At 64.3% G+C, this 17,745-nt stretch carries 15 protein-coding genes; 9 read left to right on the top strand and 6 right to left on the bottom strand.

The genetic code is table 11. The annotated features are described in order from the left end of the window. The 6 genes from E7813_RS15120 to E7813_RS15095 all read left to right on the top strand — a co-directional run. A partial coding sequence (locus E7813_RS15120; RefSeq protein ID WP_291575206.1) for a 3-hydroxyisobutyryl-CoA hydrolase occupies positions 1 to 760 on the top strand: 760 nt, incomplete at its 5' end. Between the two features lie 21 nt (positions 761 to 781). Continuing rightward, positions 782 to 1,675 (top strand): 3-hydroxyisobutyrate dehydrogenase, encoded by an 894-nt coding sequence (gene mmsB, locus E7813_RS15115; protein WP_291575205.1) that lies wholly within the window; start codon positions 782 to 784, stop codon positions 1,673 to 1,675. Between the two features lie 4 nt (positions 1,676 to 1,679). After that, complete coding sequence (locus E7813_RS15110; RefSeq protein WP_291575204.1) at positions 1,680 to 3,416, top strand: AMP-binding protein; 1,737 nt, start codon at positions 1,680 to 1,682, stop codon at positions 3,414 to 3,416. Between the two features lie 3 nt (positions 3,417 to 3,419). Continuing rightward, entirely contained in the window at positions 3,420 to 3,899 is a 480-nt protein-coding gene (locus E7813_RS15105) for a MaoC family dehydratase (protein ID WP_291575203.1), read from the top strand. Between the two features lie 245 nt (positions 3,900 to 4,144). Next, the gene (locus tag E7813_RS15100; RefSeq protein ID WP_291575202.1) at positions 4,145 to 5,062 is read left to right on the top strand and encodes an SDR family NAD(P)-dependent oxidoreductase; all 918 of its coding nucleotides are present in this window, start codon (positions 4,145 to 4,147) and stop codon (positions 5,060 to 5,062) included. A gap of 156 nt (positions 5,063 to 5,218) precedes the next feature. Continuing rightward, positions 5,219 to 6,469: a TIGR03862 family flavoprotein gene (locus E7813_RS15095; RefSeq protein WP_291575200.1), complete on the top strand. Its 1,251-nt coding sequence runs from the start codon at positions 5,219 to 5,221 to the stop codon at positions 6,467 to 6,469. A 24-nt stretch (positions 6,470 to 6,493) separates the two neighbouring features. On the opposite strand, the gene E7813_RS15090 is transcribed toward E7813_RS15095, so the two are convergent. Genes E7813_RS15090 through E7813_RS15080 form a run of 3 tightly spaced genes read right to left on the bottom strand, consistent with a single transcriptional unit; the run spans position 6,494 to position 9,953 of the window. After that, positions 6,494 to 7,576, bottom strand: coding sequence for a D-TA family PLP-dependent enzyme (locus tag E7813_RS15090; RefSeq protein ID WP_291575198.1), 1,083 nt, complete (start codon positions 7,574 to 7,576; stop codon positions 6,494 to 6,496). A gap of 59 nt (positions 7,577 to 7,635) precedes the next feature. Then, positions 7,636 to 9,444 (bottom strand): ATP-binding cassette domain-containing protein, encoded by a 1,809-nt coding sequence (locus E7813_RS15085; protein ID WP_291575196.1) that lies wholly within the window; start codon positions 9,442 to 9,444, stop codon positions 7,636 to 7,638. 11 nt (positions 9,445 to 9,455) lie between these two features. Then, on the bottom strand, positions 9,456 to 9,953 hold the full coding sequence (locus E7813_RS15080) for a YaiI/YqxD family protein (protein WP_291575194.1): 498 nt from the start codon (positions 9,951 to 9,953) through the stop codon (positions 9,456 to 9,458). Between the two features lie 165 nt (positions 9,954 to 10,118). Between E7813_RS15080 and E7813_RS15075 the strand changes: the two genes are divergently transcribed. Next, positions 10,119 to 10,919 carry a hypothetical protein gene (locus tag E7813_RS15075; protein WP_291575192.1) on the top strand — a complete coding sequence of 267 codons (801 nt, stop codon included), beginning with the start codon at positions 10,119 to 10,121 and terminating at the stop codon, positions 10,917 to 10,919. Between the two features lie 63 nt (positions 10,920 to 10,982). On the opposite strand, the gene E7813_RS15070 is transcribed toward E7813_RS15075, so the two are convergent. Continuing rightward, the gene (locus E7813_RS15070) at positions 10,983 to 11,609 is read right to left on the bottom strand and encodes a DUF707 domain-containing protein (RefSeq protein WP_291575191.1); all 627 of its coding nucleotides are present in this window, start codon (positions 11,607 to 11,609) and stop codon (positions 10,983 to 10,985) included. Between the two features lie 171 nt (positions 11,610 to 11,780). Further along, entirely contained in the window at positions 11,781 to 14,153 is a 2,373-nt protein-coding gene (locus E7813_RS15065; RefSeq protein WP_291575190.1) for a xanthine dehydrogenase family protein molybdopterin-binding subunit, read from the bottom strand. A gap of 191 nt (positions 14,154 to 14,344) precedes the next feature. Here E7813_RS15065 and E7813_RS15060 point away from each other — a divergent pair, with 191 nt between their 5' ends. Both E7813_RS15060 and E7813_RS15055 read left to right on the top strand, forming a co-directional pair. Then, on the top strand, positions 14,345 to 15,406 hold the full coding sequence (locus tag E7813_RS15060; RefSeq protein WP_291575189.1) for a Ppx/GppA phosphatase family protein: 1,062 nt from the start codon (positions 14,345 to 14,347) through the stop codon (positions 15,404 to 15,406). Positions 15,407 to 15,439: 33 nt separating this feature from the next. Continuing rightward, positions 15,440 to 16,138: an RlmE family RNA methyltransferase gene (locus E7813_RS15055; RefSeq protein WP_291575188.1), complete on the top strand. Its 699-nt coding sequence runs from the start codon at positions 15,440 to 15,442 to the stop codon at positions 16,136 to 16,138. Positions 16,139 to 16,165: 27 nt separating this feature from the next. Here E7813_RS15055 and E7813_RS15050 read toward each other — a convergent pair whose 3' ends face one another. Then, positions 16,166 to 17,638, bottom strand: a complete 1,473-nt coding sequence (locus E7813_RS15050; RefSeq protein ID WP_291575186.1) for a DHA2 family efflux MFS transporter permease subunit — start codon at positions 17,636 to 17,638, stop codon at positions 16,166 to 16,168. Between the last annotated feature and the right edge of the window lie 107 nt (positions 17,639 to 17,745).

Raw genomic sequence — 17,745 nt, 5'->3', positions numbered from 1 at the left:
TGTGGCGTTCATGGACGGCATCGTGATGGGCGGCGGCGTCGGGCTTTCCGCGCACAGTAGTCATCGCGTGGTGACCGAGCGGACCAGGCTTGCGATGCCCGAGGTCGGGCTTGGTTTCTTTCCGGACGTCGGCGGCACCTGGCTGCTGTCGCGCGCGCCCGGCGAGATCGGGACTTATTTCGGATTGACCGGCCAGACCATGAACGGTCCCGACGCGATTTATGCGCGTTTTGCCGACGCGGTGGTGCCTTCCGCCAAACTTGCCGCACTGCGCGAGGCGCTCACCAAGATTCACGCCGGTGCGCCGTCCGGTGAAGTCAAAACAGTGATCGATGGCTTCGCGACCGGCGAGACGTCGGGGCCTGTCGCGGCGATGCAGCCGCGCATCGACGCCTGGTTTGCCTATGACCGGATGCAGGACATCGTCGCCGCCCTGCAGCGCGACGGTTCAGAGCCGGCGCAATCGACATTGAAGACGTTGAACGAGAAGTCGCCGCGCGGCATGGTGGTTACCCTGAAACTGCTGCGGCTGGCGCGGGCGTCGTCCTCGCTGGAACAATGCCTGGTGCGGGAATATCGCGCCGCGCTTGAGGTGTTCGCCAGCGACGATTTTCGCGAAGGCGTGCGGGCTGCCGTGATCGACAAGGACCGCAATCCCCGGTGGTCGCCGCCGCGCATCGAGGATGTCACCCCTGAGATGACGGCGCCTTACTTTGCCAGCATCGGCGCCGACGAGCTTGTATTCGATCAAACGACATAGAAACTGCGTGGAGGAACCATCATGACAAACATCGCATTCATCGGTCTCGGCAACATGGGCGGGCCGATGGCGGCCAACCTTGTCAAGGCGGGCCACAAGGTGGTCGCGTTCGATCTGGTGGAAGCCTCGCGCAACCAGGCCAGATCCGACGGTGCTGCGATCGCCGACAGCGCTGCAGGTGCGGTGAAAGGCGCCGATGTCGTGATTACCATGCTGCCCGCGGGCAAGCATGTGTTGTCGGTCTGGACCGACGTCATTCCGTCCGTGGCAAAAGGCGCGCTGATCATCGATTGCTCGACCATCGACGTCGAGAGCTCCAAACAGGCGCATGCGCTGGCGGCCAAACACGGCATCGCCTCGGTCGATGCTCCGGTGTCCGGCGGCACCGGCGGCGCCAAGGGTGCGACACTGACCTTCATGTGCGGCGGCGACGCCAAGGCCTTCGCGGCGGCAAAGCCGGTGCTGGAAAACATGGGCAAGAAGATCGTGCATTGCGGCGAGGCGGGGGCAGGCCAGGCCGCCAAGATCTGCAACAACATGATCCTCGCCATTTCCATGATCGGCGTCGGCGAAGCGTTCGTGATGGCCGAAAAGCTCGGGCTGTCGCATCAGGCGCTGTTCGACGTGGCCTCCACGTCGTCGGGCCAGTGCTGGGCGCTGACATCCTATTGCCCGGTGCCGGGCCCGGTGCCGACGTCGCCCGCCAACAATGACTACAAACCGGGTTTTGCGACCGCCCTGATGGTGAAGGACCTCACGCTGGCGCAGGATGCGGCGAAAGCGACCGGCGCGGCCACGCCGCTCGGAAAGCACGCGCAGGAAATCTACAAGGCGTTCGATGCCGCAGGGCATGGCGGGGTTGATTTCTCGGGGATCATCCAGCATGTCCGGGGGCTCGCCGGAAAGGGTGGATAGTCGGATGACCACGTTCCAGGAGGCGCGGTCGTTTCTGCTCAAGCACCGCACCGACTACGATGCCGCGGTGAAGGGATTCAAATGGCCCGAGCCGGTGCCGTTCAACTGGGCGCTGGACTGGTTCGACGCGGAACTGGCGCGCAACCCTGACAGCAAGGATCGGCCGGCGCTATGGATCGTCGATGCCGGAATCAACAAGGAGACCAAACCCTCGTTCGAGGCGCTGTCGCGCCGTTCCAATCAGGTTGCCAATTTTCTTCGCGCGCAGGGCCTCAAGCGCGGCGATCATCTGTTGCTGCTGCTCGGCAACGTGGTCCCGCTGTGGGAAACCATGCTGGCGGCGATGAAGCTCGGCGTGGTGGTGATCCCCGCGACCACGCTGCTGACGCCGGACGAGTTGCGCGACCGGCTCGATCGCGGCCGCGCCAGGGTGGTGGTGGCTTCCCAGGACCAGGTCGCGAAATTCGTCGGCCTCGGCGGCAACAATCTCGTTCGCGTCGTGGTCGGCGCGTCGTCGCCGCACGAGGGGTGGCTGCCTTACGAGCGAACCACCGACTTCCCCGACACGTTCAAGCCGGATGGACCGACCAATGCCGACGACCCGATGCTGCTGTATTTCACCTCGGGCACCACGGCCAAACCAAAACTGGTGCGGCACAGCCAGCGCAGTTACCCTGTCGGAGCATTGTCGACCATGTACTGGCTCGGGCTGCAGCCCGGCGACATCCACCTGAATATTTCTTCGCCGGGCTGGGCCAAGCACGCCTGGAGCTGCTTCTTTGCGCCATGGAATGCCGGCGCCACGGTGTTCGTGGTCAACCAGTCGCGCTTCGACGCCAAGGGATTGCTCGCAACCATCGGCCGCTGCGGCGTCACGACGCTGTGCGCGCCGCCGACGGTGTGGCGGCTGTTCATCCAGGAGAAGCTCGCAGATTTCAAGGTCAGCTTGCGCGAAGTCTGCGGCGCCGGCGAGCCGCTCAATCCCGAAGTGATCGATCAGGTAAAGTCGGCATGGGGCCTGACCATCCGCGACGGTTACGGCCAGACCGAGACTACCGCGCTGGCGGGGAATTCGCCGGGACAGAAGGTCAAGGTCGGATCGATGGGACGGCCGTTGCCGGGTTATGTCGTGCGCATCACCGATAATGACGGGCACGCCACCAAGGAGGGCGAGGTCAGCCTGTTGCTTGGCGCCAACAGGCCTGCCGGGCTGATGCAGGGTTATCAGGGTGACGACGGCAAATTGAGCGGCGCGGATGGCGATCTCTATCGCAGCGGCGACGTGGTGTTTGCCGACGACGAGGGTTATCTCACCTTCGTCGGCCGCTCCGACGACGTGTTCAAATCGTCCGACTACCGGATCAGCCCGTTCGAACTGGAAAGCATCCTGCTCGAACATGAATCGGTCGCGGAAGCCGCCGTTGTCCCGAGCCCAGATCCGATCCGGCTGGCGGTCCCCAAGGCCTATGTGCTGCTGGTGTCGGGCGCCGAACGTTCGCCGGAAACCGCACTCTCGATCTTCCGGCACCTGCATACGCGGCTGGCGCCGTTCAAGCGCATCCGGCGGATCGAACTCGTGACCGAATTGCCGAAGACGATTTCCGGCAAGATCCGCCGCGTGCAGTTGCGCCGGCTGGAGCATGACAATGATCGCGGCGACGCGCTGCGCGGCCAGGAATTCCGCGAAGAGCATTTCCCGGAATTGCAGAAGATCCGCTCGGCCGGATCGGCGGAGAATTGACCGATGAATGAAGTGTGGAAGAAGCCGCCGGTCTCGCTCAAAGCCTATCAGGACATGGTCGGCCACGAAGTCGGCGTGTCGTCATGGCATCTGGTCGATCAGAACCGGATCGATGTGTATGCCGACGTGATAGAGGACCATCAATTCATTCATATCGATCCGGAGCGGGCCAAACGCGAAACGCCGTTCGGCAGCACGGTGGCGCATGGTTTCCTGACGATGTCGCTGATGAGCATCATGTCGTATGAGGTGATGCCGGTGATCGAGGGCACCACGATGGGCGTCAATTACGGCTTCGACAAACTGCGCTTCATCTCGCCGGTGCGCGCGGGCTCGCGCGTCCGCGGCCGCTTCACCCTGATGGAAGCCAGGCTGCGCAAGCCGACCGAGCTGATGTCGCGCACCAGCGTCAGCGTCGAGATCGAGGGCGAGACCAGGCCGGCGCTGGCCGCCGACTGGATCGGCCTGATTTATTTTGCTTGAGGCCGTTTATAGTGCGCGTTGTCCTCAATACTGGTCGTCATACCCCGCCACCGGGTCTCGGCCTCGGCGAGCCCGATGACAGGCTCCGGCGGGGTATCCAGTACGTTGCCGCCTATCGTTTCTATCGATGGCGTCGCTGGGATACTGGATCGCCCGGTCAAACCGGGCGATGACGGCCTGTGTCACCTCGCTTGACCCGGTAAATTATCGCGAACAAGAGAACAAGAAATTCAGGAACTGCAATCATGACAATCAGGTTTGACGGCCGCGTCGCTATCGTCACGGGTGCGGGCAATGGTCTTGGACGGGCGCACGCGCTGGGGCTGGCGAGCCGCGGCGCGAAGGTCGTGGTCAACGATTTCGGCGGCGCCCGCGACGGCACCGGCGGGTCGCTGACCCCGGCCGAAGCGGTGGTCGAGGAAATCCGCAAAGCTGGCGGCGAGGCGATGGCCGACGGCGCGGATGTTTCAAATTATGAACAGGTCAAGGCGATGGTCGCCAAGGCCACGGAAAAATGGGGCAGCGTCGACCTCTTGTGCGCCAATGCCGGCATCCTGCGCGACAAATCCTTCGCCAAGATGGAGACATCGGATTTCGCCAAGGTGCTGGACGTGCACCTGACCGGCACGTTCTATTGCTGCAAGGCGGTGTGGGACGGCATGCGCGCGCGCAACTACGGACGCATCGTGGTCACCACCTCATCGTCGGGCCTCTATGGCAATTTCGGCCAGGCCAATTATGGTGCTGCAAAAACCGGCATGATCGGACTGATGAACGTGCTGGCGGAAGAGGGCCGCAAGACCGACATCCGCGTCAACATGATCTCGCCGACCGCGGCGACACGGATGACGGAAGAATTGCTGCCGCCGCAGGCGCTGGCGCTGATGAGGCCGGAAGCGATCACGCCGGCGGTGCTGTTCATGCTAAGCGAAAATGCTCCGACCCGGACCATCATGGGCGCGGGCGCCGGCTCCTTTGCGGTGATCAAGATCCTGGAAACCGAAGGCATCAACCTGCCGCCGTCCGAATGGACGCCGGACGCGGTGGCGGCTCACTTTGCCGAGATCGGCGACATGTCGACCGCCAAAGCGCTGGAAGGCGCGTTCCAGCAGACCCAGAAATACGTCGCGCAGGCCGCGGCGAAGGCGGGCGTGAAGCTGTAGGCGTAAACGTAAACGTAAATCAGGCCCGCGGACGGTCCTCATCCTGAGGAGCGCGTCTTCGCGCGTCTCGAACCATGAGTTTGCGGCCCATCCTTCGAGATGCGGCGAAGTCGCCGCTCCTCAGGATGAGGTTACGATGTTGAAAGGGAACGCTTCTTGCCCGCCGCGACACAAATAGAAGTCGCCGTCATCGGCGGCGGTCCGGCCGGCCTGATGGCGGCCGAGGTACTGGCGCAGGGCGGCGCGAAGGTTACCGTCTACGACGCGATGCCGTCGGTCGGGCGCAAGTTTCTGCTCGCCGGGCGCGGCGGGCTCAATCTCACCCATAGCGAGGCGCTGCCGGTATTTCTGGCGCGCTATGGCGCGGCGTTGCCGCAGCTCGCGCCTGCGATCGAAGTATTCCCGCCGGATGCTTTGCGGGCATGGAGCGAAGCACTGGGCCAACCGACCGTTGTCGGCTCCAGCGGCCGCGTGTTCCCGCAAGCGTTCAAGGCGTCGCCGTTGCTGCGCGCATGGTTGCGGCGGCTCGATGCAAGCGGCGTCCAATTCGCGTTGCGCCATCGCTGGACCGGCTGGGACAGCGATGGACATCTTTCGTTTGCAACCCCTGACGGGATACGAACCGCTGAGGCGCGCGCGGCCGTGCTGGCGCTCGGCGGCGCAAGCTGGCCGCGGCTCGGCTCCGACGGCGCATGGGTGGAAACGCTTGCCGCAAACGGGGTGAAGATCTCGCCGCTGCGGGCGGCCAATTGCGGCTTCACCGTCGCCTGGTCGGATATCTTCCGCGATCGCTTTGAAGGCCAGCCGCTCAAGGGCGTAGCGCTGACGTTCGGATCGCACACCGTGCGCGGCGAAGCCGTCGTCACGCGCTCAGGCATCGAAGGCGGCGCGATCTATGCGCTCTCGGCTAACTTGCGCGAGGCCATCCTCGCCACGGGGCAGGCAACATTGCAGATCGCGTTGCGGCCCGATCTCGCCGCGAACGATCTGGTCGCGCGGCTGACAACGTCGCGCGGCAAGCAATCGGTTTCAAACTGGCTGCGCAAGGCCGCGCATCTGTCGCCGGTCGCCATTGGCCTGTTGCAGGAGGTGGCTGTTGTTTCCGGCGTGTCGCTGTCGTCGCTATCGCCTCCAGCTCTGGCCGGATTGATCAACGCCGTGCCGATCAGGCTCACCGGCACAGCGCCGATCGCGCGTGCGATCTCCACCGCGGGCGGGATTCCGTTCGGTGAACTCGACGCCGACTTCATGATCCGCCGCTTGCCCGGCACCTTCGCCGCCGGCGAGATGCTGGACTGGGAAGCGCCGACCGGCGGCTACCTGTTGCAGGCGTCGTTCGCAACGGGAGCGGCGGCGGGAAGGGGGGCGTTGAAATGGCTCAAGGAGCGAATGGCGAGTGGCGAATAGCGAGTGGAAATTTCCTCATTCGCCTTACCGCAACTTCCCCCGCGCCGCCACCGGCAGCGTGCCGATGATCTCCTCGCCGCGCACCATCACCACCTCGTCCATCATGTTGACGACGACACAGACATGGTTGGGCACGATCCGCACGACGTCCCCGACGACGGGACGGGTGTTGCTGCGGGCGAGGTCGAGAAAGCCGTGCTCCTCGGCAAAGCGCGCGATTTTGGCTTGCGGATGTTCGAGGATCAGCCCGTGGCCGTCGAGCCCGCCGCCGGTATCCGACGTCAGCGTCTTGGAGCCGGCATCGAGAATGCCGCGATCCGAGCCGGCGCGGCTGACCACGGTTGAATAGATGTGCAGCGCGCAGTCGTCCCACGAGGCGACGCCGGCGGCGACCTGCATCCGGTCATTATAGATGTAGGTGCCGGGCCGATGCTCGGTGGCGCCCCTGAGCTTGCCGACATTCTTCAGGTTCGGCGTGCCGCCGGTGGAGACCATCGCCGCGTCGAGGCCGTGTTCGCGAATGCCTGCCAGCGCCTCGTCGTAGAAACGCTGTGCCTCGGCCCAGCCGGTCTCGGTCGGGTACAGCATGAAGCCTCCGAACCTCAGTCCCTTCGAGGCTGCGATCTGGCGCGCCAGCGCGATGGCCTCGGCTGGGGTTTCGACCCCGGCGCGCTTGCGCCCGGTATCGCATTCGACCACCACCGAAAGCGGCCGGCCGGAAATCGCCGCGGCCTGCGGCAGGCCCGCGATCACGGTCGAATTGTCGGCGGCGACCGTCATGTTGGCCTTGGCCTGCAGCGCGCCGAGCCGTGCCATCTTCTCGTCGCCGATCAGGTTGTAGCTGATCAGGATGTCGTCGATGCCGGCCTCCGCCATCACTTCGGCCTCGCCGAGCTTCTGGCAGGTGATGCCGCGGGCGCCGGCCGCGACCTGGAGCTTCGCCAGCATCGGGCTCTTGTGGGTCTTGATATGCGGCCGGTTGGCAACTCCCGCGGCGTCGCAGGCGGCCTGGATCCGCGCGATGTTGCGCTCGACCCGGTCCATGTCGATGACCGCGACAGGCGTGCCGTAGTCGCGGGCGATTTTGGCGGCAAGGGGCGTGGTCATCGAGGTTACTCCGGTTCTTCTTTGTTCACCTCCCTCTTTCAGGGGGAGGGCGAGTTCACTCAAGCCTGTTCGATCTCTTCGCGCAGCACTTCGAGTTCCAGCCATTTGTCTTCGGCGGCCTCGAGCTCCTTTTGCGCCGTCGTCAGCGCATCCGAGGCCTGGTCGAATTTCCTGCGATCCTTGGTATAGAGATTGGGATCGTCAAGATGCCGCTGCTGCTTGGCGATCTCGGCCTGCAGTCTGGCGATGGTCTTGGGCAGCGTTTCCAGCGCGTGCTTTTCCTTGAAGTTCAGCCGGCGCTTCGGAACGCTGGAAGCGGGGGCGGTTTTCGCCTGCTTCCTGTCTTCGGCGGCCGCCTTGACCGCCTCGCGCTTGAGGTCGGCGCCGCGCTGCGCCAGCATGTCGGTATAGCCGCCGGCATACTCGATCCATTGGCCGTTGCCTTCCGGCGCGATCACCGAGGTCACGACACGGTCGAGGAAATCGCGGTCGTGGCTGATCAGGATCACGGTGCCTTCGTAGTCGCCGAGCATTTCCTCCAGCACGTCGAGGGTCTCCAGATCGAGGTCGTTGGTCGGCTCGTCCAGCACCAGAAGGTTGGAGGGCTTTGCCAGCGCACGCGCCAGCATCAGGCGTCCGCGCTCGCCGCCGGATAGCACTTCCAGCGGCGTGCGCATCTGCTCCTGCGCGAACAGGAAGTCCTTCATGTAGCTGACGACGTGCCTCGGCTTGCCGCCGATCATGACGTTGTCGCTGCCGCCGCCGGTCAGGGCGTCGGCCAAGGTCGTTTTGGGGTCGAGGCTCTCGCGATGCTGATCGAGCGTCGCCATCTCGATATTGGCGCCGAACCGGATGGTGCCGCTGTCCGGCGGCTTTGCGCCGGTCAGCATGTCGACCAGCGTGGTCTTGCCGGCGCCGTTCGGCCCGACGATGCCGATGCGATCGCCGCGCTGCACGCGAACTGAAAAGCCCTCGACGATTTTGCGGCCGCCATAGGACCGACCGATATTCTTGGCCTCGATCACCAGCTTGCCGGATTTGTCGGCTTCCGCGGCCGCAAGGTTGGCATTGCCGGCGGCGCCGCGATAGTCTCGCCGCTGCTCGCGCAGCGCGTAGAGATTGCCGAGCCGCTTGACGTTGCGCTTGCGGCGGCCGGAAACGCCGTAGCGCAGCCAGTGCTCCTCATTGACGATTTTGCGGTCGAGCTTGTGCTGATCGCGTTCTTCTTCGGCGAGCACCTCGTCGCGCCAGGCCTCGAATGCACTGAAGCCGCGGTCGATCTGCCTGATCTGGCCGCGATCGAGCCACGCCGTCGAGCGCGACAGATTGCACAGGAAGCGGCGATCGTGACTGATGATGACAAGAGCGCTGCGGCGGCTGTCGAGTTCACTTTCCAGCCATTCGATGGTGGTGAGATCGAGATGGTTGGTCGGCTCGTCCAGCAACAGGATATCGGGCGAGGGCGCCAGCACCCGCGCCAGCGCCGCGCGGCGGGCTTCGCCGCCGGAGATCTTGCTCGAGTCTTCGTCGCCGCGCAGCCCGAGCTGCTCGAGCATGTAGCGAGCCTGGTAGTGATCGTCGCCGGGGTTGAGGCCGGCTTCGACATAGGCCAGCGTGGTGGCGAAGCCCGAAAAATCCGGCTCCTGCGGCAGATAGCGGATGGTCGCGCCGGGTTGCACGAAGCGGCTGCCGCTGTCCGGTTCGACCAGGCCGGCCGCGATCTTCAGCAGCGTCGATTTGCCCGAGCCGTTGCGGCCGATCAGGCAAACCCGTTCGCCCGCCGACACCGACAGTTCGACGCCCGACAACAGCGGCGTGCCGCCGAAGGTCAGCGCGATGTCTTTCAACTGGATCAGCGGCGGCGCCATGATTTCCCGGTTCAACCCTGTTTTTGCGCGGATTGCTCCGCGCGCTGGCGCTGGAGCCGGCGGATGGTCTGGTCGAGCGCCGACAGAAACGCCGAGCGGTCGCGCGGCGCGTACGACCTGGGGCCGCCGGTCACTTCGCCTTGGGAACGCAGATCGGTCATCAGGTTGCGGACCGCAAGGGTCATCCCGATCGATTGTTCCGTGAACGGCTTGCCGTTCGGCGCGATCACCTCGGCGCCGGCCTTCACGCAGCGGCTCGCCAGCGGGATATCGGATGTAATGACGATATCGCCCTGGCCCGCGCGTTCCGCAATCCAGTCATCGGCCGCATCCATCCCGGAACCCGCCGCGATGCGTTCGATCAGGGGATGTTGCGGCACCCGGATGAATTGACCGGCGACCACGCTGACGGGCAGGCCGTGGCGGCTTGCGACGCGGTAGATTTCGTCTTTGACGGGGCAGGCATCGGCGTCGACATAGATGCGGGTGGTGTTCAAGATGGATGTCATCGGTTGGGATTGGTCGAAAAAACGCGGCTGGCGCGCTTCATGGTCGGCGTGGTAGCCCATTGCGGCCGGAATTGCGAGAAAAACGGCGCTGGAACAGGCTTGTCTCGGCTTTTTCTTCGCGTACCATTATCGACGGAAATGGCGACCAGATCGGGGAAAACTTGCATGAGCAGCCGCATCGAGCCGTATCGCGTCTCGGCCTACAACACCTCCAAGCACTCCGAAAACAAGATCCACGACGATGCCGTGGCGCGCCGTTTCGGATTCAGTGGCGGCCTGGTGCCCGGCGTCGACGTGATGGCCTACATGATGCACCTGCCGGTGGCGAAGTGGGGCCGCGCGTTCCTCGAGCGCGGATTGATCGAGGCGCGCCTGGTCAAGCCGGTCTATGACGGCGAGATCGCCGAGGTCAGGGGCGAGGAGCGCGATGGGGGGCTCGCGATCGAGGTTGAAAGCCGCGGACAGCTTTGTGCCACCGGAACTGCGTCGCTGCCGGCAGCGGCGCCGGTGTTTTCGCTTTCGGATTATATCGAGACCGCGGCGGTCGACGAACGCAGGCCGGTCGACGCGGCGTCGTATCAACTCGGCAAGTGGCTCGGCGCGGTGCCGCGTTCCTGGGCGGGGGAAGCGGCAAAGCAATATCTCGCCGACATTCGCGAAACCGAAACGATCTATGCACGGGAAGGGCTGGGCCATCCCGGCCTGTTGCCGCGGGTGATGAACAAGGTGCTGGTCGATAACGCCATCCTCGGCCCCTGGATTCACGTCGGGACCCGGATGCAGCTTTTGGCGGCGGCGCGCAGCGGCGATGAACTGACGGCGCGGGCGAAGGTGACCGGCAACTACGTAAAGAAGGGCCATCGCTTCGTCGAACTCGACGCGCTGGTGGTGGCCAACGGCCGCACCCCGCTGGCGCATTGCCAGCACATCGCGATCTACCAGCCGCGCGAGCAGGCGGCGGCGTAGTTATCTCGTCATTGCCGGGCTTGACCCGGCAATCCATCCTCTTCGTAAGACTCTCACGCGGCGCTATTTCAGCACATATTCATACGTCTGAAATTCCTGCGTGACGCCGTATTGTTCCATCACGGCTTTCTTCTCGGCGCGCGGATCGACGCCCATCGACCCCAGCAAGAGGTAAAACGGTCCGGCTACCAGATCCATTTTCCTGGGATGCTCGATCTGAATGGCGTCGATGATGGCGATCCGGCGTTGCGGTTGTCCCAGCAGGGCCGGCCAGACCACGTCCAGTCCCCAACCGCTGATGCTCTGATCGAATGTCGCCAGGCACGTCTTTAGACCGTGTCTCGAGAAAATCGGCGCCATGATCTCGACGAAGTTGACGTATCGCAAGGCAACGCCCGGGCGGTGCACGCAGATTTCATGCGCATGGAATGAGCTTGGCGACAGCGAGGGTTGCGCGAGCCAGAGATCGTAGCGGGAAAAGATATCGAATAGGGTGTCGATATCCTCGAACGCGATCTCGACGTCGCCATCGACAAACCAGACCGCTTGGTAGGATTGCAGGTAGCCGGGCCAGGTCGCGTCGAGCCGCTTGATCGATGGAAATTTCGTGATGCCGCCGAAATTGGCCAGATCGACGAGATCGTCAGGAAATTTCGGTTGCGGCCGTACCAGTCGAGCAGCAAGTCCCACCGCCGCGGCGCGTCCTTTTTCATCCAGACCCTGCAGGCAGCGTCGGCCGCTCCCCGCACGACCACGAGGAAGGGCCGCGTCGCAGTCGGGCGGGTGGTCATGGCGATGGCTCAGCGATCTCGGTTCAAGCAATAGGGCACGCCGGTCTGTGGCAGGCGATCACGGCAGCAGTCACGCCGCCTTTGATTTCGCGTCCCTTATTGCACGCCAGACCCGCTCCGGGGTCAACGGCATCTCGATCTCCGTAATGCCGAACTCGGAGAGCGCATCGAGCACCGCATTGACGAGGGTGACGAGGCCGCCGGCGCAGCCGGACTCGCCGCAGCCCTTGGTGCCCAACGGATTGGATCTGGCGGGCACCGGATGGTCGTCGATCGCGACCTGCGGAATGTCCTCGGCGCGCGGCAGCGCGTAGTCCATCAACGATCCCGTGATGGGCTGGCCGCCTTCGTCGTAGCGGACCTCTTCCATCAGCGCCTGTCCGATGCCCTGCGCGACGCCGCCATGCAACTGCCCCGCGACGATCATCGGGTTGACGACGGTGCCGAAGTCGTTGACGGCGGTAAAACGCACCACCCTAATGACGCCGGTGTCGGGATCGATCTCGACTTCCGCAACGTGGCAGCCGTTGGGGAAGGTCGAGGGCGTCTCCTTGGTGTTGTGATCGACGTCGAGCGACGATGGCACGCCTTCCGGCATCGTGCCTTCGCGCAGCCGTTGCGCCAGCTCCATGATGTCGATGCTGCGGTCGGTGCCGGCGATGGTGAAGCGCCCTTGCGCGAATTCGATATCGTCCTCGGCGGCTTCCATCAAATGCGCCGCCGCCTGCTTGCCCTTGGCGATCACCAAGGCAGCGGATTCGACGATCGCCGTACCCGTCGCGGTGATGGAGCGGGAGCCGCCGGTGCCGTTGCCGAACCGCACCAGATCGCTGTCGTTCTGCTCAAGCGTGATCTTTTCGAAGGGTACGCCGAGTTGCGCGGAAAGCACCTGCGCGAACGGCGTGGCATGGCCCTGGCCGTAATCCAGCGTGCCGGTAGTGAGCTTCACCGAACCGTCCGGTTCGAACGTGATCTTGCCAAGCTCGCCGCTGGGAGGTGCGGTGACTTCGAGGTAGCAGCCGACCGCGATGCCGCGGAGCTTGCCGCGCTTGCGGCTTTCCTTCTTGCGCCTGTTAAAATTGGCGTAATCGGAAATTTCGAGCGCCTTGTCGAGCAGCCCTCGGAAATCGCCGCTGTCATAGACAAAGCCGGAGGCTGACGAAAACGGCATTTGCGCCGGCTTGATGAAGTTGCGCTTGCGCAGCGTCAGCGGGTTGATGCCCATCTCGGCGGCGGCGCGATCGACCAGACGCTCCATGTAGTAGTTGGCCTCCGGGCGGCCGGCGCCACGATAGGCACCCAGATGCGTGGTATTGGTGAGCACGCATTTGATATCGATGCTCACCAGCGGGGTGCGATAGAGGCTGGGGAGGTTCTTTGCGATGCTGAGCGTCAATGGATTGGGCGCGACGCCGGTGATGTAGGCGCCGAGGTTGCCGTAACCCTTGACGCGCACCGCCAGAAACCTGCCTTCGGCGTCGAGCGCGAGCTCGGCATGGATCGTCTGCGAGCGGCCCTGGCTGTCGGAAAGAAAACTGGTCGATCGCTCGTCGGTCCACTTCACGGGCCTCCCGAGCACCTTCGCCGCATAGAGAATGCACATGTATTCGGGATAGTTGATGTTCTTCATGCCGAAGGAGCCGCCGACATTCGCCGTCAGGATGCGGACCTTGTCGGGTGATAGCTTCATGTTCCTGGCCAGCATGTTCCGGTTGCCCGATACGCCCTGGGTAGGAACCTGAATCGTGTAACGCTCGCTGGCCTTGTCGTAGGATGCAAGTGCTGCGCGCGGCTCCATCGCCACCACGGCGATGCGGTTGTTGACGATGTCGAGCCTGGTCACATGCGCGGCACTGGCGAAGGCCGCGTCGACCCTGGCGGCGTCGCCAAAGTGATAGTCCAGGGCGACGTTGTCGGGGATGTGATCGTAAAGTTGCGGCGCTCCGGGCTTTGCGGCGTCCTCGGCACGGGTGACGGCCGGCAGCGGATCGATATCGACCACCACGGCTTCACCGGCATCGCGCGCCTGCGCCAGCGTCTCGGCAACCACAAAGGCCACGGCATCGCCGACATAACGAACCTTGTCGGTCATCAGCGGCATGCGTCCGGTCTGCAGCAGCGGCGAGCCGTCGCGGTTTTTCAGCGGCAGGGCGCAAGTGAAGGGATCATAGCCGGCCGCTGCGAGTTCGGTTCCGGTCCAGACCCCGAGCACGCCGGGCATCGCCCTGGCCGCTACAGTGTCGATGCCGCGGATGATCCCGTGGGCGTGGCTGGAGCGCACGATCCAGGCGTAGGCCTGCCCCGGCAGATTGAAGTCGTCGGTGTACTTGCCCTTGCCGCGCACCAGGGTGTCGTCTTCCTTGCGGCGGACCGGCAGTCCGACGCCGTATTTTTGCAGTGCGATAGCGTTGTCGAGGGAAACCGAAGACGTGTGATCTTGCATCGAAAACCCTGAAATTTCGGCTTTTTGCCCGATTTCGCGGCTTCCTTCAGATAACCCGCCGCTATCCGGACGACAACGCCCGATTGGGCATGGTCCCGTATGCAGGGCTGTTGCGTCGCCCCTGTGCGCTGCTAAAGTTTCCGTGAACGGAAATTCCTCGTCGGCCAAAGCTAGCCGCGGAAAGACATTTGATGAACAATGACACGCGCCTTCGCGACGGCCCGGGGCCGCGCGCAAGCGCGGGATCGGCTGCGGCGGGCGCACCAGCGGGGCCAGCATCGGGCTCCGGCGTCTACGCTGCGCTTGATTTGGGCACCAACAATTGCCGCCTGCTGATCGCCTGTCCGACCGATGACGGATTCCGGGTGGTCGATTCCTTTTCGCGGATCATCCGGCTCGGGGAGGGGATCCCGGCGACCGGCTGCATCAGCGACGCCGCGATCGAACGCGCCATCGGAGCGCTCAGCATTTGCCGCGACAAGATCCAGTCCAAGAAGGCCAAACGCCTGCGGCTGATCGCAACCGAAGCCTGCCGCGCAGCGTCGAACGCCGACAGTTTTCGGGATCGGGTGGCGACCGAGACCGGCATCCGGCTCGAGGTGATCGACCGCGAGACGGAAGCGACCCTCGCGGTGATCGGCTGCTCGCCGCTGCTCGACCCAGGCGGGCGGGGCGCGATCCTGTTCGACATCGGCGGCGGGTCGACCGAACTGGTCCGGATCGAACGCGATCCCGGCGAACGAAACGCCGTGCCGCGCATCAAGGCATGGATGTCGATCCCGCTCGGCGTCGTTACCCTGTCCGAGCATTTCGGCGGCAAGCACGTCACCCCGCAATCCTATGCGCGCATGGTGCAGGAGGTGGCAAGATACGTCGCCCCGTTTGCCAGCGAACATGGCGCCGACCTGAAGGATATGCACCTGCTCGGCACCTCGGGAACCGTTACCACGCTGGCCGGCGTTCACCTCAATCTGGTGCGCTACGATCGCCGCCGGATCGACGGCGTCTGGATGAGCGACGCCGATCTCACCGCTGCCATCACGCGCCTGCTCGGCATGACCTATCAGGAACGCGCCGGCAATCAATGCATCGGCGTCGAACGCGCCGACCTAGTGCTGGCGGGCTGCGCCATTCTCGATGCGATCCGCGATGCGTTTCCGCTGCCGCGGCTGCGGGTGGCCGACCGGGGCCTGCGCGAGGGAATGCTGGTCGAGATGATGCGCGAGGACGGTGCGCTCGGCGGATGCCGGTAGGCGTATCGGCCCGCAATGTGTTAGCTACACGCCATGGCGAAGGATACCACCGGGCGGCTGCGCGTCACCGTCAAGAGCGGCGGCAGGCTCAAGCTGTCGTCGAAGCTCTGGCTGGAGCGGCAGCTCAACGATCCCTATGTGGCGCAGGCCAAGCGGGATGGTTTGCGCTCGCGTGCGGCCTACAAGCTGATCGAAATCGACGACAAGTACCACTTCCTCAGGCAGGGCATCACGGTGGTCGATCTTGGGGCGGCGCCCGGCGGCTGGAGCCAGGTCGCCGCCAGACGGGTTGGCGCCGCCGACGGCAGAGGCAAGGTGGTGGCGATCGATCTGTTGGAGATGCCGGAGATTGCAGGCGTGACCTTCGCTCAGCTTGATTTTCTCGCCGACGGCGCACCGGAAAAATTGCTGGGCATGATGGGCGGCCGCGCCGATGTGGTGCTGTCCGACATGGCCGCCAACACCACGGGCCACCGCAAGACCGATCAACTGCGCATTCTCGGCCTGGTGGAAGGCGCTGCCGCGTTCGCGTCCGATGTACTCAAGCCCGGCGGCACGTTCGTCGCCAAGGTTTTCCAGAGCGGTGCGGATGCGGCATTGATGACGCAGTTGAAGCGCGATTTTGCCACTGTCAGGCACGTCAAGCCTGCCTCGAGCCGCAAGGATTCGTCCGAGCGCTACGTGCTGGCGATGGGGTTTCGCGGTCAGGCAACCGATAGAGCCCGGGCGTGACCACCCCTTGGATTTACAGGCGCGAGTTCACCCCAGCCGGGTATCCCTGACATTGGCGGTCTCGGTGGCGGCGGTCTCCTCGGGTTCGGCGTCGCGCTCCGGGCTGGCGACCGTGGTAACGCCGCGTCCCGATACCTGATGACCGGCATCGGCCGGCATTTCCCAGAAGAAGTACGTCGAAATGGTCGAGATGATCGCGACCACGATGAACCCCGGCGCGAAATCGCCGGCACTCAGCTCGGTCACGTGATGCAGCCACATGGTCGATTCCACCGAGAATGCGCCGACCGCGACGCCGGCGGAAACCGCCAGTTGCTGGTTGACGCTGACCAACGTGGTGGCGCGGCTCATCAGTTCCGGCTCGACTTCCGAATAGGCCAGCGTGTTGATGGCGGTGAATTGCAGCGAACGGAAGAAGCCGCCGACCACCAGCAGGATCATGATCAGAAGCAGCGGCGTCGTGATCGTGAACAGCGCGCAGGCCGCAAGGAAGGTCGAACTGACCACCGCATTGATGGTCATGATGTTGCGGAACCCGAAGGTCCGGATGATGCGGGCCGCCAGCGTTTTCATTCCCATGGCGCCGGCCGCGGAAGCAAACGTCACCAGCCCCGAGCGAAGCGGCGACAGACCGAACCCGACCTGCATCAACAGCGGCAGCAGGAACGGCAACGCGCCGATGCCGAGCCGGAACAGAAAGCCGCCGATGATGCTGGCGCGCATGGTCGGCAACCGCAGCAGCGCGAAATCCAGCACCGGCGAGGCGGTTCGCCTGCCGTGGATGACGTAGAGCGTCATGGAAACGGCGCCGATGGCGATCAGCGCTACGACGACGGTCCATGGCACGAGGTTGAGGCCGGCGATCGAAAGCCCGAATGCGATGCCGCCAAGCCCGATCCCGGCCAGCACCAGCCCGTAGAGATCGAAGCGCTCGGGGTCTTCGCTGCGGATCGGATCGATGTAGCGCAGCGCCATGAAGATGCCGAGCAGGCCGATCGGAATGTTGATCAGGAAGATCCAGTGCCAGGTCAGGTAGGTCGTGATGAAGCCGCCGAGCGGCGGGCCGATCACCGGGCCGACCAGTGCGGGCACCGTGACCCACGCCATCGCGTTGACCAGTGCGCTTTTGTCGATGGAGCGGAGCAGCACCAGGCGTCCGACCGGCGTCATCATGGCGCCGCCGAAGCCCTGCACGATGCGGGCGATCACGAAATCCGTCACCGAAGAGGATAGTGCGCAGCCGATCGAACCCAGCATGAACACGGCGATGGCAATCGAAAACACCATACGCGCGCCGAAGCGGTCGGCGGTCCAGCCGCTCGCCGGAATGAACACCGCCAGCGACAACAGATAGGAGGTGATCGCGAGCTTCAGGGTCAACGGACTGGCGCCGATATCGGCGGCGATCGCCGGCAGCGAGGTCGCGATCACGGTCGAATCCATGTTCTCCATGAACAGCGCGGTGGCCACGATGAGCGGGATCAGGCGTTCTCTGGTCATTCAAATTTGCTGGAAAAAGCTGCGGCGGACAGGAGCACGGGCTGTACCATCTGGTAGCCGCAGAGGCTATTGCGGAACGGCAAAAACCGCCTAAATCCGTTGTGACG

This window comes from Bradyrhizobium sp., assembly GCF_004799405.1.
Classification (GTDB): Bacteria; Pseudomonadota; Alphaproteobacteria; order Rhizobiales; family Xanthobacteraceae; genus Bradyrhizobium.
Note: the sequence above shows the minus strand (reverse complement) of the source record. Positions and strands in the feature narration are given on the sequence as shown.

Bases quoted from the DNA above. Each gene is read 5' to 3' on its own strand.
- mmsB (WP_291575205.1), top strand. From the start codon at position 782: ATGACAAACATCGCATTCATCGGTCTCGGCAACATGGGCGGGCCGATG.
- E7813_RS15110 (WP_291575204.1), top strand. From the start codon at position 1,680: ATGACCACGTTCCAGGAGGCGCGGTCGTTTCTGCTCAAGCACCGCACC.
- E7813_RS15105 (WP_291575203.1), top strand. From the start codon at position 3,420: ATGAATGAAGTGTGGAAGAAGCCGCCGGTCTCGCTCAAAGCCTATCAG.
- E7813_RS15100 (WP_291575202.1), top strand. From the start codon at position 4,145: ATGACAATCAGGTTTGACGGCCGCGTCGCTATCGTCACGGGTGCGGGC.
- E7813_RS15090 (WP_291575198.1), bottom strand. From the start codon at position 7,576: ATGACCACGCCCCTTGCCGCCAAAATCGCCCGCGACTACGGCACGCCT.
- E7813_RS15085 (WP_291575196.1), bottom strand. From the start codon at position 9,444: ATGGCGCCGCCGCTGATCCAGTTGAAAGACATCGCGCTGACCTTCGGC.
- E7813_RS15080 (WP_291575194.1), bottom strand. From the start codon at position 9,953: ATGACATCCATCTTGAACACCACCCGCATCTATGTCGACGCCGATGCC.
- E7813_RS15075 (WP_291575192.1), top strand. From the start codon at position 10,119: ATGAGCAGCCGCATCGAGCCGTATCGCGTCTCGGCCTACAACACCTCC.
- E7813_RS15065 (WP_291575190.1), bottom strand. From the start codon at position 14,153: ATGCAAGATCACACGTCTTCGGTTTCCCTCGACAACGCTATCGCACTG.
- E7813_RS15060 (WP_291575189.1), top strand. From the start codon at position 14,345: ATGAACAATGACACGCGCCTTCGCGACGGCCCGGGGCCGCGCGCAAGC.
- E7813_RS15055 (WP_291575188.1), top strand. From the start codon at position 15,440: ATGGCGAAGGATACCACCGGGCGGCTGCGCGTCACCGTCAAGAGCGGC.
- E7813_RS15050 (WP_291575186.1), bottom strand. From the start codon at position 17,638: ATGACCAGAGAACGCCTGATCCCGCTCATCGTGGCCACCGCGCTGTTC.